The 23525-nt window shown below is 72.1% G+C and carries 27 protein-coding genes; 10 read left to right on the top strand and 17 right to left on the bottom strand.

Features of this window, described 5'->3' with window-relative positions; all coding sequences use genetic code 11:
- The first annotated feature begins 57 nt into the window (after positions 1-57).
- Complete coding sequence (locus O7627_RS07390; protein ID WP_278092747.1) at positions 58-1317, top strand: HNH endonuclease signature motif containing protein; 1260 nt, start codon at positions 58-60, stop codon at positions 1315-1317.
- Here O7627_RS07390 and O7627_RS07385 read toward each other — a convergent pair.
- Positions 1314-1781 (bottom strand): PPOX class F420-dependent oxidoreductase, encoded by a 468-nt coding sequence (locus tag O7627_RS07385; RefSeq protein WP_278092746.1) that lies wholly within the window; start codon positions 1779-1781, stop codon positions 1314-1316. The genes O7627_RS07390 and O7627_RS07385 overlap by 4 nt on opposite strands.
- 62 nt (positions 1782-1843) lie before the next feature.
- On the opposite strand from O7627_RS07385, the gene O7627_RS07380 reads away from it, so the two are divergent.
- The 3 genes from O7627_RS07380 to O7627_RS07370 are packed head-to-tail and all read left to right on the top strand — an operon-like array spanning position 1844 to position 3611.
- Positions 1844-2458, top strand: a complete 615-nt coding sequence (locus O7627_RS07380; RefSeq protein ID WP_278092745.1) for a TetR family transcriptional regulator — start codon at positions 1844-1846, stop codon at positions 2456-2458.
- Positions 2455-3120 carry a VC0807 family protein gene (locus tag O7627_RS07375; protein ID WP_278092744.1) on the top strand — a complete coding sequence of 222 codons (666 nt, stop codon included), beginning with the start codon at positions 2455-2457 and terminating at the stop codon, positions 3118-3120. Before O7627_RS07380 ends, O7627_RS07375 begins: the two co-directional genes overlap by 4 nt.
- A 14-nt stretch (positions 3121-3134) precedes the next feature.
- On the top strand, positions 3135-3611 hold the full coding sequence (locus O7627_RS07370; RefSeq protein WP_278092743.1) for a DUF6069 family protein: 477 nt from the start codon (positions 3135-3137) through the stop codon (positions 3609-3611).
- Here O7627_RS07370 and O7627_RS07365 read toward each other — a convergent pair.
- Genes O7627_RS07365 through O7627_RS07315 form a run of 11 tightly spaced genes read right to left on the bottom strand, consistent with a single transcriptional unit; the run spans position 3573 to position 13929 of the window.
- Positions 3573-4574, bottom strand: coding sequence for an amidohydrolase family protein (locus O7627_RS07365; RefSeq protein ID WP_278098196.1), 1002 nt, complete (start codon positions 4572-4574; stop codon positions 3573-3575). The genes O7627_RS07370 and O7627_RS07365 overlap by 39 nt on opposite strands.
- The gene (locus tag O7627_RS07360) at positions 4571-5095 is read right to left on the bottom strand and encodes a 3-hydroxyanthranilate 3,4-dioxygenase (RefSeq protein WP_278092742.1); all 525 of its coding nucleotides are present in this window, start codon (positions 5093-5095) and stop codon (positions 4571-4573) included. The genes O7627_RS07365 and O7627_RS07360 overlap by 4 nt, the downstream gene beginning before the upstream one ends.
- A complete protein-coding gene (locus O7627_RS07355; RefSeq protein WP_278092741.1) occupies positions 5092-5514 on the bottom strand; it encodes a RidA family protein in 423 nt (140 codons plus the stop codon). The genes O7627_RS07360 and O7627_RS07355 overlap by 4 nt, the downstream gene beginning before the upstream one ends.
- Complete coding sequence (locus O7627_RS07350) at positions 5511-6245, bottom strand: fumarylacetoacetate hydrolase family protein (RefSeq protein WP_278092740.1); 735 nt, start codon at positions 6243-6245, stop codon at positions 5511-5513. The genes O7627_RS07355 and O7627_RS07350 overlap by 4 nt, the downstream gene beginning before the upstream one ends.
- Entirely contained in the window at positions 6242-7246 is a 1005-nt protein-coding gene (gene dmpG / locus O7627_RS07345; RefSeq protein ID WP_278092739.1) for a 4-hydroxy-2-oxovalerate aldolase, read from the bottom strand. Before dmpG ends, O7627_RS07350 begins: the two co-directional genes overlap by 4 nt.
- Positions 7246-8139 (bottom strand): acetaldehyde dehydrogenase (acetylating), encoded by an 894-nt coding sequence (locus O7627_RS07340; protein WP_278092738.1) that lies wholly within the window; start codon positions 8137-8139, stop codon positions 7246-7248. The genes dmpG and O7627_RS07340 overlap by 1 nt, the downstream gene beginning before the upstream one ends.
- Positions 8136-8915, bottom strand: coding sequence for a fumarylacetoacetate hydrolase family protein (locus O7627_RS07335; RefSeq protein WP_278092737.1), 780 nt, complete (start codon positions 8913-8915; stop codon positions 8136-8138). Before O7627_RS07335 ends, O7627_RS07340 begins: the two co-directional genes overlap by 4 nt.
- Positions 8912-10390, bottom strand: coding sequence for a 2-hydroxymuconic semialdehyde dehydrogenase (locus O7627_RS07330; RefSeq protein WP_278098195.1), 1479 nt, complete (start codon positions 10388-10390; stop codon positions 8912-8914). The genes O7627_RS07335 and O7627_RS07330 overlap by 4 nt, the downstream gene beginning before the upstream one ends.
- 53 nt (positions 10391-10443) lie before the next feature.
- Entirely contained in the window at positions 10444-11781 is a 1338-nt protein-coding gene (locus tag O7627_RS07325) for an NAD(P)/FAD-dependent oxidoreductase (RefSeq protein ID WP_278092736.1), read from the bottom strand.
- Positions 11778-13022 carry a kynureninase gene (gene kynU / locus O7627_RS07320; RefSeq protein ID WP_278098194.1) on the bottom strand — a complete coding sequence of 415 codons (1245 nt, stop codon included), beginning with the start codon at positions 13020-13022 and terminating at the stop codon, positions 11778-11780. Before kynU ends, O7627_RS07325 begins: the two co-directional genes overlap by 4 nt.
- A 16-nt stretch (positions 13023-13038) precedes the next feature.
- Complete coding sequence (locus tag O7627_RS07315; protein WP_278092735.1) at positions 13039-13929, bottom strand: tryptophan 2,3-dioxygenase family protein; 891 nt, start codon at positions 13927-13929, stop codon at positions 13039-13041.
- 123 nt (positions 13930-14052) lie between these two features.
- Here O7627_RS07315 and O7627_RS07310 point away from each other — a divergent pair, with 123 nt between their 5' ends.
- The 3 genes from O7627_RS07310 (at position 14053) to O7627_RS07300 (ending at position 15870) form a co-directional block, all read left to right on the top strand.
- Positions 14053-14490 carry an Lrp/AsnC family transcriptional regulator gene (locus O7627_RS07310; protein ID WP_278092734.1) on the top strand — a complete coding sequence of 146 codons (438 nt, stop codon included), beginning with the start codon at positions 14053-14055 and terminating at the stop codon, positions 14488-14490.
- A gap of 66 nt (positions 14491-14556) precedes the next feature.
- Positions 14557-15063 carry a hypothetical protein gene (locus O7627_RS07305; protein ID WP_278092733.1) on the top strand — a complete coding sequence of 169 codons (507 nt, stop codon included), beginning with the start codon at positions 14557-14559 and terminating at the stop codon, positions 15061-15063.
- A gap of 12 nt (positions 15064-15075) precedes the next feature.
- Positions 15076-15870, top strand: coding sequence for a class F sortase (locus O7627_RS07300; RefSeq protein WP_278092732.1), 795 nt, complete (start codon positions 15076-15078; stop codon positions 15868-15870).
- Positions 15871-15874: 4 nt separating this feature from the next.
- Here O7627_RS07300 and O7627_RS07295 read toward each other — a convergent pair whose 3' ends face one another.
- Complete coding sequence (locus O7627_RS07295; protein WP_278092731.1) at positions 15875-16411, bottom strand: HNH endonuclease; 537 nt, start codon at positions 16409-16411, stop codon at positions 15875-15877.
- A gap of 301 nt (positions 16412-16712) precedes the next feature.
- Between O7627_RS07295 and O7627_RS07290 the strand changes: the two genes are divergently transcribed.
- The 3 genes from O7627_RS07290 (at position 16713) to O7627_RS07280 (ending at position 19983) form a co-directional block, all read left to right on the top strand.
- Positions 16713-17771: a mechanosensitive ion channel family protein gene (locus tag O7627_RS07290; protein WP_278098193.1), complete on the top strand. Its 1059-nt coding sequence runs from the start codon at positions 16713-16715 to the stop codon at positions 17769-17771.
- Between the two features lie 250 nt (positions 17772-18021).
- A complete protein-coding gene (locus tag O7627_RS07285; protein WP_278092730.1) occupies positions 18022-19548 on the top strand; it encodes an MFS transporter in 1527 nt (508 codons plus the stop codon).
- A gap of 18 nt (positions 19549-19566) precedes the next feature.
- Complete coding sequence (locus O7627_RS07280) at positions 19567-19983, top strand: globin (protein ID WP_278092729.1); 417 nt, start codon at positions 19567-19569, stop codon at positions 19981-19983.
- Here O7627_RS07280 and O7627_RS07275 read toward each other — a convergent pair.
- The 4 genes from O7627_RS07275 to ettA form a co-directional block, all read right to left on the bottom strand.
- The gene (locus O7627_RS07275; protein WP_278092728.1) at positions 19980-20564 is read right to left on the bottom strand and encodes a YbjN domain-containing protein; all 585 of its coding nucleotides are present in this window, start codon (positions 20562-20564) and stop codon (positions 19980-19982) included. The two genes, O7627_RS07280 and O7627_RS07275, sit on opposite strands and share 4 nt — an antisense overlap.
- Positions 20565-20693: 129 nt before the next feature.
- Positions 20694-21362, bottom strand: a complete 669-nt coding sequence (locus O7627_RS07270) for a hypothetical protein (RefSeq protein WP_278092727.1) — start codon at positions 21360-21362, stop codon at positions 20694-20696.
- Between the two features lie 16 nt (positions 21363-21378).
- Positions 21379-21825: a thioesterase family protein gene (locus O7627_RS07265; RefSeq protein ID WP_278092726.1), complete on the bottom strand. Its 447-nt coding sequence runs from the start codon at positions 21823-21825 to the stop codon at positions 21379-21381.
- Positions 21818-23494 (bottom strand): energy-dependent translational throttle protein EttA, encoded by a 1677-nt coding sequence (gene ettA, locus O7627_RS07260; RefSeq protein WP_278092725.1) that lies wholly within the window; start codon positions 23492-23494, stop codon positions 21818-21820. Before ettA ends, O7627_RS07265 begins: the two co-directional genes overlap by 8 nt.
- Positions 23495-23525 lie beyond the last annotated feature (31 nt).

Genomic DNA, 23525 nt, shown 5'->3' with positions numbered 1-23525 from the left:
CCAGGGCTGTCCGACCGTGCGGCGGAATTGTCGGTGGGGTCGCCTAGCTTCGAACATGTGATCGAACGACAGGGGCTGCCCGAGGGCCTGGCGGAGTTCCCGCCGGGTCCTGAGCTGGCCGCCCGGCTCGCCACCATCGATCGGTCGCGACTCAACGGGCACGACCTGGTCGTCCTGCTGCAGGCGAGGTCACGGCAGGCGGCCCACGAGCAGGCCCAGGTGTTGGCCGATATGGCCGAGTTGGCGCACTGCCCGCCCGGTCATTCGGATTCGCCGGCGGCCCGCACCCCTGGCGTCGACGAGTTCGCGGTGGACGAGATCCGGGCGGCGCTCTGCCTGACCCGGACGGCCGCCGACGCCGCCCTCACCCTTGCCCTGGACGTGACCGGACGACTTCCCCGGGTGCATGCCGGCATGCTCGCCGGAGCTGTCGACGTGCCCCGGGCCAGGGTGTTCGCCCGGGAGACCCGCGCCCTGCCGACGGCGACCGCCAGAAGCGTCGTCGACGAGGTCATCGACGACGCACCGACGCTGACCACCGGCCAGCTCGCGGCCCGGCTCCGCTCGCTGGCGATCACCGCCGACCCGACGTCGGCGGACCGTCGGCGTCAGGCGTCCCTGGCCCGGCGCCGGATCTTCTCCGCTCTCGATCCCGACGGCACCGTCACTCTCGCCGGCTTTCGGTTGCCCACCGATCGGGCCGCGGTCGCGGCCGCCCGGATCGACGACCTGGCCCGGGCCGCCAAGCGGGCCGGGGACTCCCGCACCATGGACCAACTGCGCGCCGACACCTTCCTCGACCTGCTCGAAGGGGCCGCCGCCGCCGGAACCCCGGGTGGTCGTGGCGGGGTCGAGCTCCGGGTGGCGTTGACCACTCTGATGGGCCTGTCGGATCAGCCCGGTGAGCTGGCCGGTTGGGGGCCTGTCGTCGCTGAGGTCGCCCGCGAGGTGGCCGAGCGGCAACGCCGGTCGCCCTGGCGGGTGAGCGTCTACGACCGCACCGGTCGACTGGTTCATCATGGCCCGGTACGCCGCCGGCCGAGCACCGCCGACGCGGAGTTCGTGAAGGCCCGTGACCGTACCTGCCGGGCGCCGGGCTGCCGGATGCCGGCGCACCAGTCCGATCTCGACCATACCCAGCCCTACTCCGAGGGCGGACCGTCCGATCCCGGCAATCTCGGGGTGCTGTGTCGGCACGACCACCGCCTCAAGGGCGAGGGTGGCTGGCGGCTGCGCCAGATCAGCGATGGTGTCTTCGCCTGGCGGAGCCGCCAGGGTCACACCTATCTCGTTCCACCCGACCCGCAGCCGCCCTAATCGTCGGCGAGCCGGGCCGGAAAGCCACCGGTCGCGACCGGGCCCCAGCTGTCGATGGTGACCCGGATCAGCGACTTGCCCTGTTGACGCATGGCGTCGCGGTACTCGTCCCAGTCCGGATGCTCGCCCGAGATGCACCGGAAGTAGTCGACAAGCGGCTCCAGCGCCTCCGGAAGGTCCAGCACCTCGGCGGTGCCGTCGACCTGGACCCACGGTCCGTTCCATTCGTCGGACAGGACGCAGACCGACACCCGCGAATCGCGACGGATGTTGGCGACCTTCGCCCGTTCCGGGTAGGTCGAGATGACGATCCGGCCGGTGGTGTCGACGCCGCAGGTCAACGGTGACGACTGCGGCCTGCCGTCGGCCCTGGTGGTGATCAGGATCGCGCGGTGCCGAGGGGCGATGAAGTCGACGAGCTGTGCGCGGTCAACCCGGCTATTGGTAGCGATGCTGCGTGCCATGTGTGGATCTCCCTTCCTCTCCCCAGCCTAGCCATCTTGCTTGACTGTGCTATTTTTTGCTCATGCGAGCAAAGAGCGGTGCGCGAACCTTCATCGAGAACGCGCGGCGGGCCCAGATCCTCGACTGCGCGATCGAGACGATCGCCGAGCTCGGCTACGCCCGCGCGTCGTTCGCGCAGATCGCCAAGCGCGCCGGCCTGAGCAGCACCGGCCTGATCTCCTACCACTTCGCCGGCAAGGACGAGTTGATCCGGCAGATCGTCATCGAGATCCACCAGACGATGGGCGACTTCATGCACCGGCGGGTCAGCGCCGAGCAGAGCGCCGCCGGCATGCTCCGGGCCTACCTCGCGGGCAGCGTCGAATTCATCGGCGCACACCGCTCCCGCATGAAGGCCCTGCTGGAGATCTTCCTGAACTTCCGGCCCGAGACCGGGGGCGGGTCCTACGACGGGAACACCGAGCGAAACGTGCTGTCAAGCCTGGAACAGATCCTCCACGCCGGGCAACAGTCGGCCGAGTTCCGCGAGTTCGACCTGCGGGTGATGGCCACCACCATCCAACGCTCCATCGACGGGCTGCCCTTCGCCCTGGACGCCGACCCCGATCTCGACCTGAAGCGGTACGCCGACGAACTCGTCACCATCTTCGACCTGGCCACCAGGCGGTCGCCATGAACGCCGGCCAGTACCGCACCCTCCGTGGCTTCCTCCTCGAGGTCGCCGTGGACACCGGCATCCCCACCGCCGGTTACTACCTGCTGCGGGCGTTTGGCGTCGGGATGCTGCCCGCGCTGCTGGCCACCGTCGCCTTCACGGCGGCGCTGATCGCGTACCGGATGGTGGTTCGCCGCCGGGTCGACAAGCTGGCGCTGACGGTGCTCGGAATCCTGCTCGTCAGCACGGCGCTGTCGTTCCTCACCGGAAGCGTCCGGTTCATGTTCGCCAAGAATACGATCTTCCCGGCACTGATCGGCGCGGGCTTCCTGATCAGCGCGCGCGGCGACCGACCCGCCGCACTTGTCGTCTCCCGCCCGCTGCTGGAGGGCCTCTTCGGCGCCCGGCAACACTCCTGGGACGACCTGTGGCGCGACGACGCGCGCTTCCGCCGGATCTGGCGGGTCAGCACGGTCATCCAGGGCAGCGCGTGTGTGGCCGACGCGGTCGCCCGGTTCGTGCTCGCCTACACGCTCCCGGTCGACCTCGTGCCCGGTCTGTCGATGGCCCAGCGGATCGCGATCGTGCCGCTGGTGCTGCTGATCACGAACGTCTACCAGACCCGCGCCGGTCTCTGGCGCATCCTCTACCGCGGCCGTCCGACGCTTAGCGGTACGCCGTAACGAAGGGAGTTCCCATGCGAACCACCAGCCAACCAGCCTCGGCGTCGAACGGCGCCACCCGCCGCCGCGTCACCCGGGCGCTCACCGTGGCCGCCGCGACCGGCGCGGCCCTCGCCCTCTGGATCGTCACCGGACCGGTCGCCGGCATCGAGCTGACGGTCGACCGCGCCGGCGCCACCGCCGAGGTCGGTCCCGCGGCCGTCGCGTTCGCGGCCGTCGTCTCCGGCCTCGCCGGCTGGGCGCTGCTGGCCGTCCTGGAACGATCGGTCCGCCGGTCCAAGATGGTCTGGACCTCGATCGCCCTGATCGTGCTGGTGCTGTCCCTGGTCGGCCCGCTCGCGCAGGCCCGCACCGGGTCGGCAACCGCGGTCCTGGCCGGACTCCATCTCCTGACCGGGACCATCATCATCGCCGGAATGGCCAGCTCGGCAGTCCCGGCCCGGCCGGCACACTCAACCGCCGAGGAAACGCGCCGCGTTGCCGGCCAGTAGCAGATCCCGCTGCCGATCGGTGAGGAAGTCCGCGGAGCGCACCACCTTGCCGACCGGGCGTTCGCCGAGCGGGTAGGGGTAGTCGCTGCCCAGCATCACCCGCTCGGCACCCATGGTCTCGACCAGCAACCGCAGGGCCGCCGGTTCGAAAACCACGGTGTCGACCGAGAACCGGTCGACGTAGTGACTCGGTGGCTGCTCGGACCGGCCCCGGACCACGTCGCCGCGGCGGTGCCAGGCGTTGTCGGCCCGCCCGAGCCAGAACGGGAAGCTGCCGCCGCCGTGCGCGAAGCAGATCCGCAGCGACGTTGGAACCTGGTCGAACACCCCGCCGAGGATCATCGCCAGCACGGAGAGGTGCGTCTCGGCGGGCATCCCGGCCAGCCAGCGGGCCATCCACCGGTCCAGCCGGGGGCCGTCCGGCATGTCCCAGGGATGCACGAAGACCGGCGCGCCGACCTCGGCGCAGTGCCGCAGAAAGTCGACGATCCCCGGATCGTCGAGGTCCCGGTCGCCGACGTGGTTGCCGATCTCCACGCCGGCGTGGCCGGCGGCCAGACACCGGTCCAGTTCGGCGCAGGCGGCGTCGGGGTCCTGCAACGGCACCTGGCAGAACGGCACCAGCCGGCCCGGGGCCCCGGCCGCCAGCTCCAGGGCGAGGTCGTTAAAGATCCGGGCCACCTTCACCGCCTGGTCGGCCGGCCGGTCGTAGCCGAAGAAGACCGGGGTCGGCGAGATGACCTGGACGTCGACGCCGTCGGCGTCCATCTCGGCCAGCCGGGTATCGACGTCCCAGCACTCGGCCCCGACCGGCCGGAACTCGGCCTCCCCCACCATGATCATCGCCTGCCGTTCGGACTCCACCCGCAGCCATGGCCAGCCCGACCCGCCGCAGGCGGCGGCCAGATCCGGCCAGCCCTTGGGGACCCAGTGCGTGTGGACGTCGACGACCGGCGCCATCAGCCCTTACCGGGGTGCAGCGCGCCGCACCGGCCGCAGGTGCGGGCGGACTCGTCGGCGTAGAACGCCTGGAACACCGGCGGCAGGTCGGCCACGATGTCGCGGACCTGCAACTCCACCTCGTGGACGAGGTTGCCGCACTCGGCGCAGTACCACTGGAACTTCTCCAGCGTGCCCTCCGCGCGGACCCGCTCGATGACCACGCCGATCGAGCCCGGCTCCGGCCGCTGCGGGGAGTGCGGGACCGACCCGGGCAGCACCCACATCTGACCCTCCCGAATGTGCACGGTCGAGGGACCGTCCGGGGTCATCAGGTTGACGTGCATGTTCCCTTTGACCTGGTAGAAGAACTCCTCGTACGGGTCGACGTGGAAGTCGGTGCGCTGGTTGGGCCCGCCGACGACCATCACGATGAAGTCGTCGCCGGTCGGGAACATCTGCTTGTTGCCGACCGGCGGCTTGAGCAGGTGCTGGTTCTCCTCGAGCCAGCCCGGGAAGCTCACCGGGTCGGTGATGTCGGTCATGACGGCCCTCCTTGCGCGGCAGGCAGCACGGCGACCGCCTGCATCTCGATCAGCAGGTGTGGATGGGGCAGTTGGTGCACGGCGACGGTGGTGCGGGTCGGTCCGGACTCGTCGAAGAACTCCCCGTAGACCTCGTTGTAGCCGCCGAAGTCGTTCATGCTGACCAGGTAGCTGGTGACCTGGACCAGGTCGGACAGCTCGGCACCGACCTCGCGCAGGATGTCGCGGACGTTCTCGATGACCGCGCGGGTCTGCGCCCGGATGTCCAGGGTGGTGGTGCCGAACTCGTCCGCCGACGCACCGGCGATGCTGTTGTCCGGCCGTCGGCTCGACGTGCCGGAGACGAAGACCAGCCCGCCGGCGACCTTCACGTGCGGAAACCTGCCGCGCGGGGTCGCCTTGCCGGGCACCACGGTCATCGGGCCACCGCCCGGAACGACACCGCGCCGAGCTGCTCGACCACGGTCCGCACGTGCGCACCCGGCCGCAGCGGCACCGCCGCGGTCGCCGCGCCGGCCAGGAAGACCCAGCCCTCGGCGAGCCGGGTGCCGTACCGGTCGGCCAACCGGATCCCCTCGGTCAACGCCCGGCGGGGATCGCCGAGGATCGCGGCCGTCGACCCGGTCTGCACCACCCGCCCGTCGATCTCCAGCAGGACGCCGAGGTTCGCCAGGCCGTCCGGCACCGCCCGCCAGGGCCCGATCGCGTACGCGGCCGCGGAGGCGTTGTCGGCGATCACGTCCGGCAGCGAGAAGGTGAAGTCGGCGTACCGGGAGTCGATCAGCTCGACGGCCGGCGCCACCGCCTGGATCGACGCGTCCGGGCCCAGCCGGAAGGCGATTTCCGGTTCGACCCGGGGGTGGATGAACCGGGCCGGGTCGACGGCGCCCCCGTCGTCCACCGTCATCCGGTCGGTGAGCCGACCCCAGATCACCTCGTCGACCCCGACCTGCTGCATCTTGGCTCGGCTGGTCAGCCCCATCTTCATCCCGACCAGCCGCTCGCCGCGGCCGCACCGCAGCCGCAGCAGGGCGCCCTGGACGGCGTAGGCGTCGGCCACGTCGAGCCCCACCTCGGCGGCGAACTGCGGGATGGCCACCGCGGCGCGGGCGGCCTCGTCGAGGCGGCCGGCCAGCGCGTCGACGTTCATGACCGGCCCCCCGCCAGGTCCAGCGCCACGTCCACGATCATGTCCTCCTGGCCACCCACCATCTTGCGCCGGCCCAGCTCCATCAGGATGGCGCGCACGTCGACGCCGTACCGGGCCGACGCCCGTTCGGCGTGCCGCAGGAAGCTGGAGTAGACCCCGGCGTAGCCCAGCGACAGCGTCTCCCGGTCCACCCGCACCGGCCGGTCCTGAAGCGGCCGGACCAGGTCGTCGGCGGCGTCCATCAGCGCGAACACGTCGCAGCCGTGCTGCCAGCCGTGCAGCTCGGCGACGGCGGCGAAGACCTCCAGCGGCGCGTTCCCGGCGCCGGCGCCCTGGCCGGCCAGCGACGCGTCGACCCGGGTGGCGCCGTGTTCGACGGCGGCGACGCTGTTCGCCACCCCGAGCGACAGGTTGTGGTGGGCGTGGATGCCGATCTGGGTTTGGGGGTCCAGCACCTGCCGGTACGCGTCGATCCGCTCGGCCACCTCCCGGCTGAGCAGCCGCCCGCCGGAGTCGGTCACGTAGACGCAGTGCGCGCCGTAGGACTCCATCAGTTTGGCCTGCCGGGCCAGCTCGGCCGGGTCGGCCAGGTGCGCCATCATCAGGAAGCCGGCCACGTCCATGCCGTTGTCCCGAGCCCAGGAGATGTGCTGGGCGGAGATGTCGGCCTCGGTGCAGTGGGTGGCGATCCGTACGCTGCTCACCCCGAGGTCGCGGGCGGCCCGCAGGTCGGCGATGGTGCCGATGCCGGGCAGCAGCAGGGTGGTCAGCCGGGCGGTGCGCATCACCTCGGCCGCGGCGGCGATCCATTCCGCGTCGGTGGCGGCGCCGCGGCCGTAGTTGACGCTGGAGCCGGCCAGCCCGTCGCCGTGCGCGACCTCGATGGCGGCCACCCCGGCGGCGTCGAGCGCGGCGGCGATGGTGCGGACCTGGTCGACGGTGTAGCGGTGCCCGATGGCGTGCATGCCGTCCCGCAGGGTCACGTCCTGGACGTAGATCATCACCGCACCCCCGTCCGGGCGACCAGGCGTTCGGCGGTCCGCACCGCAGCCGAGGTCATGATGTCCAGGTTGCCGGCGTACCGGGGCAGGTAGTGGCCGGCGCCCTCGACCTCCAGGAACACCGACACCTGCAGCTCATCGCCGACCACGTCGAACTGGACCTCCTGCTTGAGCCGATAGCCGGGCACGTACTCGCCTACGTCGGCGACCATGGCGGTCACCGAGGCCGCGATGGCCGACCGGTCGGCGCCGGTGTCCGAGCACAGGCAGTAGACGGTGTCGCGCATCAGCAGCGGCGGCTCGGCCGGGTTGAGCACGATGATCGCCTTGCCCCGGGCGGCGCCGCCGACCACCTCGATGGCCCGCGCGGTGGTCTCGGTGAACTCGTCGATGTTGGCGCGGGTGCCCGGTCCCGCCGAGCGGGATGCGATGGAGGCGACGATCTCGCCGTACCCGACGGGGGTGACCCGGCCGACGGCGGCGACGATCGGGACGGTGGCCTGTCCGCCGCAGGTGACCATGTTGAGGTTCGGCTCGTGCAGGTGGGCGTCGAGGTTGACCGGCGGCACCACGTACGGCCCGATCGCGGCCGGGGTCAGGTCGATGATGGTGCGGCCGTGTTCGCGCAGCACCGCGTCGTGCCGGTGGTGGGCGGCGGCCGAGGTGGCGTCGAAGACCAGTTCGACGTCGGCGAACTCCGGCATGCTCACCAGCCCGTCGACGCCGGCGGCGGTGGTCGGCACGCCGAGCCGGCCGGCCCGGGCGAGCCCGTCGGAGGCCGGGTCGATGCCGGCCATCGCCCGCACCGTCAGCTCCCCACCACCGCGCAGGAGTTTGATCATCAGGTCGGTGCCGATGTTGCCCGATCCGAGCACCGCCACGCCTACCGTCATGCGAAACACGTCCTCACTGAGCCGAACCCGGAGATCCGGGCCTCGTACGCCGCCCCCGGGGTCACCGCGACCATCGGTCCGAGGGCACCGGAGAGCACCACGTCGCCGGCCCGCAGCGGGTCGCCGGCGCTGGCCAGCGTGCCGGCCAGCCAGGCCACCGCGTGCAGCGGGTTGCCGAGACAGGCGGCGCCGGCGCCGACCGAGACCGGCTCGCCGGCGTGTTCGAGCACCATCCCGCAGAGCCGCAGGTCCACGTCGCGCAGCCGGCGGGGCGTGGTGCCGAGCACGAACAACCCGCTGGAGGCGTTGTCGGCCACGGTGTCCACGATGGAGATGTCCCAGTCGGCCACCCGGGAGTCGACGATCTCGATGGCCGGCAGCAGGTGGTCGGTGGCCCGGATGACGTCGGCACTCGTCACCCGCTCGTACGGCAGGTCGCCGCCGAGCACGAACGCGACCTCGGCCTCCACCTTCGGCTGCAGCAGCCGGGCCGGGTCGACCTCGGCGCCGTCGGGCACCGCCATGCTGTCCAGCAGCACCCCGAAGTCGGGCTGGAAGACACCCAGCGCCTGCTGCACGGCCGGCGAGGTCAGACCGATCTTCGCCCCGACCGTGCGGTGCCCGGCGGCGAGCCAGTCGCGGACCTGGGCGCGCTGCACCTCGTACGCGGACTCGATGTCGCCGCTGGACAGGAGCGACCCGCGCAGCGGCGGGCAGGGTTCGCGGGCCTCGCGGGCCCTGGTGAGGGCGCGGACGGCGCCCTGGATGTCGGTCATGTCAGGTCCACGCAGACGTTCGTCAGTTCGGAGTAGAAGTCGAGCGAGTGGGTGCCGCCCTCCCGGCCGATCCCGGAGGCCCGCATCCCGCCGAACGGGGTACGCAGGTCGCGCAGGAACCAGGTGTTCACCCAGACGATCCCGGCGGCCAGCCCCGCGCCGGCCCGGTGGGCGCGCCCGACGTCGCGGGTCCAGACCGTCGCCGCCAGACCGTAGTCGCTGTCGTTGGCGAGCGCGAACGCCTCCTGCTCGTCGTCGAAGGGCGCCAGGTGGCAGACCGGCCCGAAGATCTCCTCCCGGTTGGTCCGGGTGGCCGGGCCGAGTCCGGTGAGCACCGTCGGCTGGACGTAGGCGCCGCCGTCGCGGGCGTCGCCGAAGGTCGGCACCCCGCCGCCGGTGAGCACGGTGGCCCCTTCCGCACGGGCCAGGTCGTAGCAGCCCAGCACCTTGCGCCGGTGTTCGGCCGAGATGAGCGGCATGTTCACGGTCGCCTCGTCCGACGGCCAGCCGAAGGTGAGCCCGGCGGCCCGCTCAGCCAGCCGCTCGGCGAACTCGTCGAAGACCGGCCGCTGCACGTAGATCCGCTCGGTGCAGAGGCACACCTGGCCGCCGTTGGTGAAGCTGGAGCGCACCGAGCCGGCGACGGCGGCGTCCAGGTCGGCGTCGGCGAAGACCAGCCCGGCGTTCTTTCCGCCCAGCTCGAACGAGACCGCCTTCACCCCGTCGGCGGCGGCCCGCATGATGGTGGCTCCGGTGCGCGATTCGCCGGTGAAGGTGATCGCGTCCACGCCGGGGTGCCGGGTCAGGAACTCGCCGGCGGAGTCCGGCCCGAACCCGTGCACGAGATTGAAAACCCCATCGGGTACGCCGGCCGCGGCCATCACCTCGGCCAGCAGCGTCGCGGACGCCGGGGTCTCCTCGGACGGCTTCACCACCACGGCGTTTCCGCAGGCCAGGGCGGGAGCGACCTTCCAGGTCAGCAGCAGCAGGGGCAGATTCCACGGTACGACGATGGCGACCACGCCGACCGGCTTGCGCAGGGCGTAGTTGAGCGCCCGGCCGGTAGGGGTGACGGTGGTGAACGACTCGGTCGGCGCGCTGGCGGCGATCTCGGCGAAGGCCCGGAAGTTGGCGGCGCCGCGCGGCACGTCCAGGGTGCGGGCCTGGGAGATGGCCTTGCCGGTGTCGGCGACCTCGGCGGTGACCAGGTCGTCGAAGCGGCGTTCCAGCTCGTCGGCGACGCGCCGCAGGACGGCCGCCCGGCCGGCCTCGCCGAGGCGGCCCCACGGTCCGTTCAGCGCCGCCCGGGCGGCGGCCACCGCGTCGTCCACCATGGACTCGTCGGCCTCGGCCACCTCGAAGAGGATCTCGCCGGTGACCGGGCTGGCCTTGGTGAAGGTCTTGCCGCCGGCGACGAAGCCGCCGTCGATGAAGCCGCGCAGCAGTTCGGGTTCGCCGACCGGTCGGCCGGCCATCAGTTCGGGCGCCCAGGCCGGGCCGGCCGCCCGGGCCGGTTCGGGTCGCGGCGTCATCGGCGCGACCGCCGACCGGCCAGCGCCGTACCGGCCAGCGCGGTGCCTACCAGCGCGGTGCCGACCACCGCAGCGGCCGCCGCCGCGAGGATCCGGTGCTGGCGGCGGACCCGGCGCCGGACCTCGGCGTACGGGGTGGTGGTGAAGGAGACCAGTTCGTAGCGGGAGACGTAGCGGCCGGGCAGGGCGCGTTCCAGGGCGTGCTCGGCCCGGCGGCCGAGCTGGAACAGCGGCGAGGCGACCCGGTCGCGCATCTCGACGAAGTTGGCCAGCGCCATTTCGGCGATCGCGTCGGCGTTGTCGATCCGGCGGGCCTGGTAGCGGGGCAGCGCCGCCGCCCAGTCGCCGTCGCATTCGGTCAGGCAGCGGTCCAGTTCGACCACGTCCTCGAAGGCGCAGTTGGCGCCCTGGCCGTAGAACGGGACGATGGCGTGTGCGGCGTCGCCGACCAGGCCGACCCGGCCGGCCGTCTGCCAGGGTGTGCAGTGCACGGTGCCGAGCAGCCCGACCGGGTTGTGCAGGTAGTCGTCGACCAGGTTCGGCGCCAGCGGCGGCAGGTCGGGGTAGTGGGTCTGGAAGTGCCGTTCGATGGCGGCCGGGCTGCCCAGCGAGGCGAAGCTGGTGGTGCCGCTGGTCGGCCAGAACAGGGTGCAGGTGAAGGAGCGGTCCGGGTTGGGCAGGGCGATCATCATCGAGGTGCCGCGCGGCCAGATGTGCAGCGCGCCCGGGTCGAGCGCGAACTCGCCGTCGGCGGGCGGGATGGTCAGTTCCTTGTAGCCGTAGTCGAGGAAGTCCAGGGTCTCGGTGAGCAGCCCGGCGTTGAGCAGCTGGCCGCGGACGGCCGATCCGGCCCCGTCGGCGCCGAGCACCACCTCGGCGGTGGTCCGGACCGGGCCGGTCGGGGTCTCGAACGTCAGCTCGCCGGTCTGCGGGACGAGCCCGACCAGCCGGTGGTCGAAGTGGACGCGTACCCCGTCGTGGGCCTCGGCGGCGTCCAGCAGGGTCTGGTTGAGGGCGCCCCGGCCGATCGAGTTGATGGCCCGGCGCCCGTCGGCGCTGTACGGCTGGAAGTCCGTCGGCGCCCCCACCGGGTGGATCATGCGGCCGCGCATCGGCAGCGCCTCGGCCAGCACCTGCTGGTCCAGCCCGATCCGGCGCAGCGCGTCCAGGCCCCGCTCGGAGAGTGCCAGGTTGATCGACCGGCCCCGCTCGGCGGCGGTGCGGCGCGGGTCGGCGCGCCGCTCGTAGACGGTGACCTGGTGGCCCCGGCGGGCCAGGAAGCAGGCCAGCAGGGAGCCGGCCAGGCCGGCACCGACGATGGTGACCTCGGTCATCGACCCTCCTCGACGAGGGCGGCGAGCGCGGCGGCGGCCCGCCAGCAGTCGTGGTAGGTGGAGTAGAGCGGCACCGGGGCGAGCCGGATCACGTCCGGCTCGCGGGCGTCGGCGATCACGCCGTACTCGTGGCGTAGTCGTTTGGTGAGTTCGGCGGCGCTGCCCCGGCCGATCCGGACGGAGAGCTGGCAGCCGCGGCGGTGCGGGTCGGCGGGGGTGAGCACGGTGAGCGGCCGGGTGGCGACGACCTGGTCGAGCAGTTCGGCAAGGTAGCCGGTGAGCCGCTGGCTGCGGGCCCGCAGCGCGGGCATCCCGATCCGGTCGAAGATCTCCAGCGAGGTCCGCACCGGCCCCATCGCGAAGATCGGCGGGTTGGAGATCTGCCAGGCGTCGGCGGTGGGCAGCGGCCGGGCCACCGGGGCCATCTCGAAGCGGGTCGCCGGGTCGGTGCTCCACCAGCCCTCGAACCGGTTGATGCGCGGGTCGTCCAGGTGCCGTTCGTGCACGAACGCGCCGGCCAGCGCGCCCGGTCCGGAGTTGAGGTACTTGTACGAGCACCAGGCCGCGAAGTCGACGTCCCAGTCGTGCAGGGCGAGCGGCACGTTGCCGGCGGCGTGCGCCAGATCCCAGCCGACGATGGCTCCGGCGGCCCGGCCGGCCCGGGTGATCCCGGGGATGTCGAGCAGCTTGCCGGTCAGGTAGTTGACCCCGCCGAGCAGCACCAGCGCCACCCGGTCGCCGGCCCGCGCCAGGTAGCCGGCGGCGTCGTCGGTGCGGACCACGGTGGTGTCCGGGTCGCGGCCGTGGAACCGGGCCTGGCTGCGGACGGCGTAGCTGTCGGAGGGGAAGGCGGATTCCTCGATCAGGATCTGGTCGCGCCGGCCGACCGGCCGGTAGAACGACACCATCAGCAGGTGCAGGTTGACCGTCAGGGAGTTCATCACCACGGCCTCGGTGGGCCGGGCGCCGACCAGTCGGGCGGCCGGGTCGGTGAGCAGTTCGTGGTACGGCAGCCAGGGGCGCTCGGCTTCCAGGTGGCCCTCGACGCCGAGCCGGGCCCAGGCGTCGAGGTCGGCGAGGAGTTCGTCGCGGGTGGCCCGGGGTTGCAGGCCGAGCGAGTTGCCGGCCAGGTACGCGGTCGACCGGTGGTCGCCGCCGTCGGCCGGTGGAACGTGGAACAGTTCGCGGTGGCCGGGGTCGGCGGCGTCGAGTTCGAGCGCCCGGGCCGGCGGTGCTGGCATCGTCATCGCTCTACCGTCACATGTCCGTGCGGGCGGACCAGAGTTCCGGGAAGACGGTCCGCGCCATGCTGCGCTGCAACCAGGTGACCCCGGCGGAGCCGCCGCTGCCCACCTTGTTGCCCATTGTCCGCTGCACGGCCCGCAGGTGCTGGTAGCGCCAGTCACCGAACCGGTCGGCGACCTCGGTCAGCGCCTCGCCGAGCAGCCGCAGGTGGTTGTCGGGGCCGGGGTGCCGGTAGATGCGCACCCAGGCCGCCTCGACCAGTTCGTGCGGCTCGTGTTCGGTGCCGAAGTCCCGGTCGAGCAGGTGGGCCGGGATGTCGTGGCCGTGCCGGGCGAGCAGCGCGACGGTGTCGTCCCAGAGGCTCGGCGCGCGCAGCGTGGCGACCAGTTCGGCGTGCACGTCGGGTTGGCGCCGGAACGGCCGGACCAGGCTGGCCGTCTTGAGCCCGAGCAGGAATTCGAGCTGCCGGTACATGGCGGACTGGAAGCCGGAGCCCTCGCCGAGCAGGTTGCGGAACCGGTTGAAGTCGGCCGGGGTCATCCAGCGCAGCCCCTGCCAGGCGGCGTTGAGCCCTTCCAGGTGCAGGGCCGCCCGGCGTAGTGGGGCCAGGCTGGGCCAGATCTCGTCGGCGCGCAGCAGCCGCTGCGCCTCGCGCAGTTCGTAGCAGGTGAGCCCGAAATAGAGCTCCATGATCTGGCTGACCATCAGGAACGACATCTCGCCGGGGTCGCCGCTGACCGGCTGCTGCAGCCGGTGCAGGGTGCTGGCGTGGGTGTAGGTGTCGTACGGGATCCGGTCCGGGAAGTCGAGGGTCGGCTCGCCGGCGTTGGCCGCCGCACGGGCGTCCCGTTCCTGCGCGGTTACCGGCCGCACCGCGCTCTCGACCCTGACGCTGCTCTCCACCGGTCCATGATCTCTGTGCCGGGTCGCCGGGCGGAATGCCGAACCAACGGCGCTCGGGGGCGCTGACCTGCGGTCGTGCGGCTAGTTTGGGGATCGACTTAACGTTCGAGAAGGGGAGCGGTCGTGGACGACATGGACTGGGCACTGTTGCGCGAGTTGCAGGCCGACGCCCGGCTCTCCTTCAGCGAGCTGTCCCGCCGGGTGCATCTGTCGCCGCCGGCGGTGGCGGAGCGGGTCCGCCGGCTGGAGGAGTCCGGGGTGATCGTCGGGTACCACGCCCACGTCGACCTGAACCGGGCCGGCCGGCCGGTGGTGGCGCTGATCCGGATGTCCTGTTACGGCCCGCACTGTGTGCTGCGGGACCCGGCGGTGCCGGACTGGCCGGAGATTCTGGAGATCCACCGGATCACCGGCGACGCGTGCAGTGTCCTGAAGGTGGCGGCCGGTTCGATCGACGCCTTCGAGGAGGTGATCGACCGGCTTGCCCCGTACGGGCGGCCGTCGAGCACGATGGTGCTCTCCACCCCGCTGGACTGGCATCCGGTCACCCCGCTGCCTTGATCACGGGTGTCGGGCCGCGACCGGTGGGAACTCCTCGGCGCGGAGGGGGGAATCATGCGTACTTTGATGCGCTTTGCCGCGGCCGCCGTCGTGCTGGGTGCCACCCTGCTGCCGGCGGGGCCGGCGCTGGCTGAGGCCCAGACCCAGAACCAGCCGCAGAACACCTTCGTGGAGGTGACGCCGAGTACCGCGCAGGCCGGTGCCCGGGTGAGCCTGCGCGCCAACTGCGACAACAGCAACACCGAGCAGGCCACCGTCGACTCCGACGCGTTCGGCCGGGTGATACTGCGTCCGGACAACGGCTTCCTCACCGGCGCGGTGACCATCCCGGGCAGCCGGGCGCCCGGCTCGTACGGGGTCAACCTGAAGTGCCAGAACGGAAGCACGGCCACCACCACCCTGACGGTGGTGAACATGAGCAAGCCCAGTCAGGGTCCGGCCACCGGGGGCGGCGGGACGGCCGGCGGCGGGTTGAGCCCGTTCGCCCTGGCCGGCGGCGCCGGGGTGCTCGCGCTGGTCGGCGGCCTGTGGCTGGTCGGGATGCGGCGGGCCCGCACCGAGCCGGAACGCTGACCCGTCCGGATCATGGTCGACCGTCGTCGGTGGTGGCGGCTGCTCGTCGAGATCGCCGGGCAGGCGTCGGCCGCCAGCGTCGTCACCCCGGACAGCGCCGACCGGGCGGCGCCGGGCACCCTCGCCGCCCCCGCCCGCCGGCGCCCGGCTGGGAGGGGACGGCCGGGGGGCGGCCGGGCGGCGGGTCGGCTGCCGCGGCTGCCCGGGCCGGCCCTGGTCATCGCCACCCTGATGATGTTGATCATCGGCGGGCTGGTCTTCGAGCGGTTGACCGGGACGGCGATCCTGCCGAGCGTGATCAGCGCGGGGATCAAGCCGCCGCCGGACCGGTTCCCGGTGATGGCGGCCAGCCAGCCGGTCGGGATCTCGATCCGGGCGCTGCGGCTGGACGCGCCCGTGCACGAGGTCGGCCTCGCCGATGACGGGGCGATCGCCGCGCCCAGCGCCGAGCGGGCGCAGGAGGCCGGCTGGTACAACCAGAGCCCGACCCCCGGCCAGTACGGCCCGGCGGTGCTCGTCGGGCACGTCGACACCCAGACCGGCCCGGCTGTCTTCCACGATCTGAGCGACCTGCGGTCCGGCGAGAAGATCGAGGTCAGTCGGGCGGACGGCTCGATCGCGGTGTTCGAGGTCAACTCGATCAGCCGGTACGACAAGACCCGGTTGCCGGTGGATCAGCTCTACGAGGACTTCAGCCGCCCCGGCCTGCGGGTGATCACCTGCGGCGGCCGCTGGGTGGGCGGCCAGGTCGGGTACGCCGACAACATCGTGGTCTTCGCGTCCCTGGTCACCGCCCGGGACGGCTGAGCCGTCAGGCGGCCACCTCGGCCTCGCGCAGGTCGAGCCAGTCGGCCCAGCGCGGGTCGGGCGCCCGGTGGCCGAGCACCCGCCAGGCCATCCCCTTCGGCGCGGTCGGCTTGGCGTGCAGCCGCCAGCCGAGTTCGGCCGGCGTCCGGTCGCCCTTGGTGTGGTTGCACCGGGCGCAGGCCGCCACCACGTTCTCCCAGGCGTGCCCACCGCCGCGGCTGCGCGGGAAGACGTGGTCGATGGTCTCCGCCGGGCCGCGGCAGTAGGCGCAGCGCCAGCCGTCCCGGGCGAAGATCGCCCGGCGGGAGAGCCCGACGTGGGTGCGGTAGGGCACCCGCACGTACCGGGTCAGCCGCACCACCGAGGGCACCGGCAGCGCGTTGCGGGCGCTGTGCAGGATGCCCTCGCCGTCGGCGACACAGACCGCCTTCGCGGAGAGGACGAGGATCGCGGCTCGACGCACTGAAACGACACACAGCGGCTCGTACGTAGCATTGAGCACCAACGCACCGGAGCCCACCATGGGTCGTATGTCAGGCATCGCGCTCACCCTCTCGGTCCTGCTCTCCCCCAGCCGCTCCCGCTTCCCGTTGCCCGCCGACCGCGGCTGACGCCGGCAGATCACCGGCGTCCGTGCGCCAATAGTCCCCGATAGCCGGGCCGAATGCACGCACTAATACGGGGGTCCCGTGTGAAGCTTTCATGTCCTGTGCCAGGATGACCGGTTCCGTACCGGTTGATCGTTGCCCGCCCCGGCGACCTGGTGGGACGTCACCGCCGGGCGGGTCGGTCTACCCGGTGGCCCGCCGGTGCGGTACGAAGCACGGGTGACCACCGACGCGATCCTGGCCCTGCCCGCCCAGGGCATCCCGACGCCCGCGCCCGCGTCCGAGCCCGCGCCCGAGCCGAGCAAGACCTGCGTGGACGACCCGGCCTGCAGCCTGATCCTGGACTGGACGGGTTCGACCTGGTTCGCGGAGAGCAGCTTCTACATCCTGATCAAGCCGCTGCGGATCCTGCTGATCCTGGTCCTCGCGGTGGTGCTGCGCTATCTGCTGCACCGGGCGATCAACCGGCTGGTGCGCAGCACCTCGGAGGGGTCGCCGCCGGCGATCCTCAAGCCGCTGCGGGAGCGGGTGCCGACCGCGGCGCCGGACGGGGCCGGCTACTTCCCGGAGCGCCGCCGGCAGCGGGCGGCGGCCATCGGTTCGGTGCTGCGCAGCCTGGTCACCGCCGTGGTCTTCTCGGTGGCGGTGCTGCTGGTCCTGGACGAGCTGAGTTTCAACCTGGCCCCGTTGCTGGCCAGCGCCGGCATCGCCGGCCTGGCGCTCGGGTTCGGGGCGCAGACCCTGGTCAAGGATCTGCTGTCCGGCCTGTTCATGCTCCTGGAGGACCAGTACGGGGTGGGCGACACCGTCGACCTGGGCGAGGCGACCGGGGTGGTGGAGGCGGTCGGGCTGCGGATCACCACGGTCCGCGACGCGCGCGGGGTGCTCTGGTACATCCGCAACGGCGAGATCATCCGGGTCGGCAACAAGAGCCAGGGCTGGGCGGTGGTGATCGTGGACATGCCGGTCGGGTTCGCCAGCACGGAGGAGGCCATCGCCGTGCTGCGTACCGCGGCCGCCTCGGTCGCGGTCGACCCGGAGCTTTCGCCGGCGATCGTCGATCCGCCGGAGGTGCTCGGCATCGAACAGATGACGGTGGAGGGTGCGGTGATCCGCACGATCGTGAAGACCACTGCGGAGGGTCAGTTCCAGGTTGGTCGAGGGCTCCGGCGCCGGCTCGCCGAGGCGTTGGAGAGTTCCGGGATCACCGCCAGCATCGCCGCGAGCAGGGTCTTCAGCCGTCCGATGACCGCGGCGGAGAACGAGGGCATCGGCCAGGGTGGTGCGACCTGACGGCCGGCCCGTGGGGATGGCCGAGAATCCGGGGGTCGCGCTCCGCGCGTACGGTCCTGTATCGTCCGTTCGTTCAGTCGGAGATGCGACGATCTGACCGTTCGTCTGGCCTTCCGTCGGATGATCGGGCAGAATCCGGGACAGCTCCCTCCGGAGTGTAACGACGACCTCGCTGATCCGTACGTCTGACAACGTTTCCCGGCAGCTCCATCACGAGTGGTCAGCGGTCGAGAACGATGGAGGCCCCCCGGTGTCCGACGAGCAACCAGCTCCCGAAGGACCAGCTACCTTTCGCGAGGTGTTCGCCCAGCCCGAGTTCCGGGCGCTCTACGCGGCCAGCGCGCTGTCGTGGACGGGCGACTTCATCGCCAAGGCCGCGGTCACGGTGCTGGTGTACCGCTCGACCCAGTCGGTGGCCCTGTCGGCCGCGGCGTTCGCGGTCAGCTTCCTGCCGTGGCTGGTCGGTGGCCCGCTGCTCGCCACGCTCGCCGAGCGGTACCCGTACCGGTCGGTGATGGTCGTCTGCGACCTCACCCGGATGGTCCTCGTCGCGCTCATCGCGCTGCCCGGTCTTCCGGTCGAGCTGATCCTGGTCCTGATCTTCACGGTGACGCTCGCCAATCCGCCCAGTCAGGCCGCCCGGTCCGCCCTGCTGCCGCTGATCCTGACCGGCGACCGGCTGGTGGTCGGGCTGTCGGTGCAGACCAGCACCGGGCAGGCCGCACAGGTCGGCGGGTACGTGGCGGGCGCGGCGATCGCCGCCTACAGCCCGACCCTGGCGCTACTGATCAACTCCGCCGCGTTCGCCACCTCCGCCATGATCATCCGGTTCGGGGTCCGGCACCGGCCGGCGGCGCTGACCGCCGAGCGCCGCAGCCACCTGCTCCGCGAGACCGCCGAGGGGTTCCGCCTGGTCTTCGGCACCCGGGTGCTGCGGGCGATCGCGATCCTGGTCTTCAGCGCCATGCTCTTCGCGATCGTCCCGGAAGGGCTGGCCGCGGCCTGGGCCGAGGAACACGGCGGAGACGGCCCGGGTACGGGTCTCTCGCAGGCCATGATCATGGCAGCCAACCCGGTCGGCTTCGTGCTGGGTGGCCTGACCATCGGCCGGTTCCTCCGCCCCGACCAGCGGCGGGCGATGATCCGCCCGTTCGCCGTCCTGGCCCCACTGGCGCTGGTGCCGACCCTGCTGGATCCGCCGCCGGCCGTGGTGGCGGGGCTGGCCGCCGTCTGCGGCTTCTGCGTGGCGGGGCTGTTGCCGGTCGCCAACGGCCTGTTCGTGCAGGCGCTGCCGCACGGCTACCGGGCCCGGGCGTTCGGCGTGATGGCCACCGGCGTGCAGGTGCTGCAGGGCAGCGCGGTGCTGGCCACCGGCGTGCTGGCCGACCATTACAGCATCCCGCTGGTGGTCGGCATGTGGAGCCTGGCCGGGGTCTTCCTGATGCTCCTGGCGGTCACCCAGTGGCCGAGTTCCGAGGAGTTCAACACCGTCATCGCCGACGCCGCCCGGCAGGCACCGCCGCCGGACGAGCCCGCCGTCGACGGAGAGGTGCCGACCAGCCGGGCGGCGACCCGGTCCGGTGCGGCTGGGCAGCCGCAGAACGCCTCCGGGATCCTGTCCGGCCAGCGCGGCGGCGAGCGGGAGGCCGGCCGGGTGCCGGTCAACCGGCCGCCCGGCGATCCCCGCCGGTCACCCGATGACTCCGCCGGTGGTCCCGGCGGCCCGGAAGGGCACCGCGGGCCGCCCACCTCCGGCGCCGAGGTCGGTCGGAGCTGAGCCTGGCAGGATGGAGCGGTGAATCCTGAATCGGCGGCGGACGGGCCGCCGGAGACCTTCTTCGCCGCGATCGGCGGCGAGCCGACCTTCCGCAAGCTGGTCGACGAGTTCTACGCCGGGGTGGCCGACGATCCGCTGCTGCGTCCGATGTACCCCGAGGCTGATCTCGGGCCGGCCGCGGAGCGGCTGACCCTGTTCCTGATGCAGTACTGGGGCGGGCCGAACACCTACTCGGCCCAGCGCGGGCACCCGCGACTGCGGATGCGGCACGCGCCGTTCCGGGTCGGGCCGGCCGAGCGGGATGCCTGGCTGACCCACATGCACCGGGCCGTGCGGAGCCTCGATCTCCCGCCCGAGCAGGAGCAGCCGCTCTGGGACTACCTGGAGCGGGCGGCCTACTTCATGGTCAACACGATGGACCCGATGCCCGGCTAGAGCAGCGCGCCCTCGTCGTGCAGCCAGTCCACGAAGCTGGTGGCCATCGCCGCGCCGCAGTCGAGCATCTCGACCAGCAGCGCGTCGTGCGCCCCGGCGCTGAGCGGGACCTGCAGCTCGGCGTAGATCGGCAACTGGCCGCGTTCGGTCGGGTCTCCCACATACGCCTTGCAGAACCGGCTCGTGTGGTTCCACTCGTTGACCACCCGGTAGGCCCGGTCGGCCCAGTCCGGCGGGACGGTGGAGTACGGCCGGGCCCGGATGACCAGGATCTCGTCCTCCGGCCCCTCCAGGGTGAAGAGCACCGCGTGCCGCTCCCACATCCCCAGCAGGCTGTCCTCGCCGTCGGCGAGGTACCGGACGTCGAGCAGGTCGAGCGCCTCACCCACCCGTCGCAGGGTGACCGGCGCGACCACCGGCGGGATCTGGTCCATGCCGGCCAGACCCGGCGGCGCGCAGTCGTGTTCGGGCTCCCGTGGCGCCGGTGGTCCGACCCGGACGGCACCGTCCACTCCGATCCTGCTTCGAGTGTCCGGCTCACCGCCACCGGCGTGACCGGGGCGCCATGACCACCACGGCATCCTCGTGCACCTCGCTCCCCAGCGGATCCAGCACCTGCGACGTGGTGGATCCGAGGGACGACGGTACCCGGATAGCCGGGTTCCGGCATCCCCCCAACGACCCCACCAGCCTGGATGGACTAGGCCACATCATCCGTTCGGCTGATCCTGAACGGGGGAAAGCATGAGTGAATCAACGCTACGTGACCAGGCCGTTCCGAAGGGTCCGGACAGGCCGGTCCAGCGGCCCGCCACCCGGACCTGCACGCCGTCCGACTCGGCGCCGGCCGACCGGCCGAGGAACCCCATCCGGACGACGGCCTGGACCAGCCGTTGGGTGACCTCGACCCGGCTGTCCGACGCCGTCACCACCACCGCCACGTGGTCGAGCAGGGCATCGCGCAGCGCCCGTTGCCCGACCGCCCGACCCCCGACGCCGCCGCTCTCGGCGCTGCGCAGGGTCCCGGCCGCCGCGGCGGCGACGTCGCGCAGGTCGGCCCCGGGCATCGTCTCCACCACCCGGCCGGTCGCCGGGGGCAGCGGCCACCGCCACTGGGCGTCCCGGCGGGCGGGCAACGCCGGCCCGCCCCGGTCGAGTTCGGCCAGCAGCTCGGCGGCCGAGACGGTGGCGTCGTCGGGACCGGCCCCGGCGACGCCGCGGGTGACGAGCACCGACCAGGGCAGCCTGGCCCAGAGCCCGGCCCGTCCGCCGGCCACCGGATCCGACCGGAGCCGCACCAGCGCGCCCGGATCGAGCCGGGTCAGCCGGGCCAGGAACGCCCCGGCATCGGCGATCCCGGTCAGTCCGTGCGGTTCCACGGTCCTCCCATCCCGCTCACTCGGTACGCAGGTACGGCCGTAGGTAGTCCCGCTCCGGGTCGGCCAGCCGGCGCGGCCGCTGCTCGCGCAGGTCGAAGGGGACGAGCACCGAGCGGGCCCGGCTGGCCAACACCGGACCGTCGAACAGCTCGTAGCCGACGGTGAACCGGGAGGCGCGCATGTCCTCGATCCACATCTCGATCCGGACCGTCGGCGCCCGCTCGGCGGTGTCCCGGCCCATGGCGTAGTCGACCGGCCGCAGGTAGTCGACCTCGTGCCGGGCGATCACCACGCCGTCGGCGAACGAGCCGACCCCCCAGGCCTTCCCGCCGGCGAACATGAACGCCACCCGCGCCTCCTCGTAGAGGGTCAGGAAGCGGGCGTTGTTGAGGTGGCCGTACGCGTCCAGGTCGGACCAGCGCAGCGCGCAGTGGTAGACGTAGCGCTGGCCGGAACTAGTCACGGGTGAGCTTGCGGTAGGTCACCCGGTGCGGACGGGCCGCCTCCGCGCCGAGCCGGGTGATCTTGTTCTTCTCGTACGCCTCGAAGTTGCCCTCGAACCAGAACCAGTTGGCCGGGTCCTCGTCGGTGCCCTCCCAGGCCAGGATGTGGGTCGCCACCCGGTCCAGGAACATCCGGTCGTGCGAGATGACCACCGCGCAGCCGGGGAACTCCAGCAGTGCGTTCTCCAGCGAGGAGAGGGTCTCCACGTCCAGGTCGTTGGTCGGCTCGTCGAGCAGGACCACGTTCCCGCCGATCTTGAGGGTGAGCGCCAGGTTGAGCCGGTTGCGCTCGCCACCGGAGAGCACCTTCGTCGGCTTCTGCTGGTCGGGACCCTTGAAACCGAAGGCCGCCACGTACGCCCGGGAGGGCATCTCCACCTTGCCCACCATCAGGTGGTCGAGGCCGTCGGAGACCACCTCCCAGACCGTCTTGTCGCCGGCCAGGCCCTGCCGGTTCTGATCGACGTAGGAGAGCTTGACGGTGTCGCCGACCTTGACCGAGCCGGCGGTCGGCTCCTCCAGCCCGACGATCGTCTTGAACAGGGTGGTCTTGCCGACGCCGTTGGGGCCGATGATGCCGACGATGCCGTTGCGTGGCAGCGAGAAGCTCAGGTTGTCGATCAGCACCCGGTCGCCGAAGCCCTTGGTCAGCCCGTGCGCCTCGATCACCGTGTTGCCCAGCCGCGGGCCCGGCGGGATCTGGATCTCCTCGAAGTCGAGCTTGCGGGTCTTCTCCGCCTCGGTGGCCATCTCCTCGTACCGGTCCAGCCGGGCCTTGGACTTGGTCTGCCGGGCCTTGGCGTTCGAGCGGACCCACTCCAGCTCCTCGGAGAGGCGCTTCTTCATCTTGGCGTCGCGGCGGCCCTCGACGGCCAGCCGGGCGGCCTTCTTCTCCAGGTAGGTGGAGTAGTTGCCCTCGTAGCCGACCGCCCGGCCGCGGTCCAGCTCCAGGATCCAGCCGGCCACGTTGTCCAGGAAGTAGCGGTCGTGGGTGATCGCCATCACGGTGCCGGCGTACTTGGCCAGGTGCTGTTCGAGCCACTGCACGCTCTCGGCGTCCAGGTGGTTGGTGGGCTCGTCGAGCAGCAGCAGGTCGGGCGCCTCCAGCAGCAGCTTGCACAGCGCCACCCGGCGGCGCTCACCACCGGAGAGCTGGGTGACGTCGGCGTCCGGTGGCGGGCAGCGCAGCGCGTCCATCGCGAGTTCGAGCTTGGAGTCGACGTCCCAGGCGTCGGCGTGGTCCAGCTCCTCCTGCAGCCGGCCCATCTCCTCCATCAGCTCGTCGGAGTAGTCGGTGGCCATCTGCTCGGCGATCTTGTTGAACCGCTCCAGCTTGGCCTTGGTCTCCGCCACCGCCTCCTCGATGTTGCCCAGCACCGTCTTGGCGTCGTTGAGCGGCGGCTCCTGGGAGAGCAGGCCGACGGTGTAGCCGGGCATCAGCCGGGCCTCGCCGTTGCTGGGCCGGTCGATGCCGGCCATGATCTTGAGAAGGCTGGACTTACCGGCGCCGTTCGGGCCGACCACGCCGATCTTGGCGCCGGGCAGGAAACTCAGCGTCACGTTGTCGAGCACGACCTTGTCGCCGTGCGCCTTGCGCGCCCTTTCCAGGACGTAGATGTACTGGGCCACGGTGCGCGGTACCTCCAGAGTCGGCGCGGGA

It is taken from the genome of Solwaraspora sp. WMMD1047 (assembly GCF_029626155.1).
GTDB lineage: Bacteria > Actinomycetota > Actinomycetes > Mycobacteriales > Micromonosporaceae > WMMD1047.
This window is presented reverse-complemented; position numbering and strand designations above follow the sequence as displayed.

Coding starts and splice junctions, on each gene's coding strand:
- O7627_RS07385 (WP_278092746.1), bottom strand. CDS start 1,781: ATGGCACGCAGCATCGCTACCAATAGCCGGGTTGACCGCGCACAGCTC.
- O7627_RS07380 (WP_278092745.1), top strand. CDS start 1,844: ATGCGAGCAAAGAGCGGTGCGCGAACCTTCATCGAGAACGCGCGGCGG.
- O7627_RS07375 (WP_278092744.1), top strand. CDS start 2,455: ATGAACGCCGGCCAGTACCGCACCCTCCGTGGCTTCCTCCTCGAGGTC.
- O7627_RS07370 (WP_278092743.1), top strand. CDS start 3,135: ATGCGAACCACCAGCCAACCAGCCTCGGCGTCGAACGGCGCCACCCGC.
- O7627_RS07360 (WP_278092742.1), bottom strand. CDS start 5,095: ATGACCGACATCACCGACCCGGTGAGCTTCCCGGGCTGGCTCGAGGAG.
- O7627_RS07355 (WP_278092741.1), bottom strand. CDS start 5,514: ATGACCGTGGTGCCCGGCAAGGCGACCCCGCGCGGCAGGTTTCCGCAC.
- O7627_RS07350 (WP_278092740.1), bottom strand. CDS start 6,245: ATGAACGTCGACGCGCTGGCCGGCCGCCTCGACGAGGCCGCCCGCGCC.
- dmpG (WP_278092739.1), bottom strand. CDS start 7,246: ATGATCTACGTCCAGGACGTGACCCTGCGGGACGGCATGCACGCCATC.
- O7627_RS07340 (WP_278092738.1), bottom strand. CDS start 8,139: ATGACGGTAGGCGTGGCGGTGCTCGGATCGGGCAACATCGGCACCGAC.
- O7627_RS07335 (WP_278092737.1), bottom strand. CDS start 8,915: ATGACCGACATCCAGGGCGCCGTCCGCGCCCTCACCAGGGCCCGCGAG.
- O7627_RS07330 (WP_278098195.1), bottom strand. CDS start 10,390: ATGGCCGGCCGACCGGTCGGCGAACCCGAACTGCTGCGCGGCTTCATC.
- O7627_RS07325 (WP_278092736.1), bottom strand. CDS start 11,781: ATGACCGAGGTCACCATCGTCGGTGCCGGCCTGGCCGGCTCCCTGCTG.
- kynU (WP_278098194.1), bottom strand. CDS start 13,022: ATGCCAGCACCGCCGGCCCGGGCGCTCGAACTCGACGCCGCCGACCCC.
- O7627_RS07305 (WP_278092733.1), top strand. CDS start 14,557: ATGCGCTTTGCCGCGGCCGCCGTCGTGCTGGGTGCCACCCTGCTGCCG.
- O7627_RS07300 (WP_278092732.1), top strand. CDS start 15,076: ATGGTCGACCGTCGTCGGTGGTGGCGGCTGCTCGTCGAGATCGCCGGG.
- O7627_RS07295 (WP_278092731.1), bottom strand. CDS start 16,411: ATGCCTGACATACGACCCATGGTGGGCTCCGGTGCGTTGGTGCTCAAT.
- O7627_RS07275 (WP_278092728.1), bottom strand. CDS start 20,564: ATGCCGTGGTGGTCATGGCGCCCCGGTCACGCCGGTGGCGGTGAGCCG.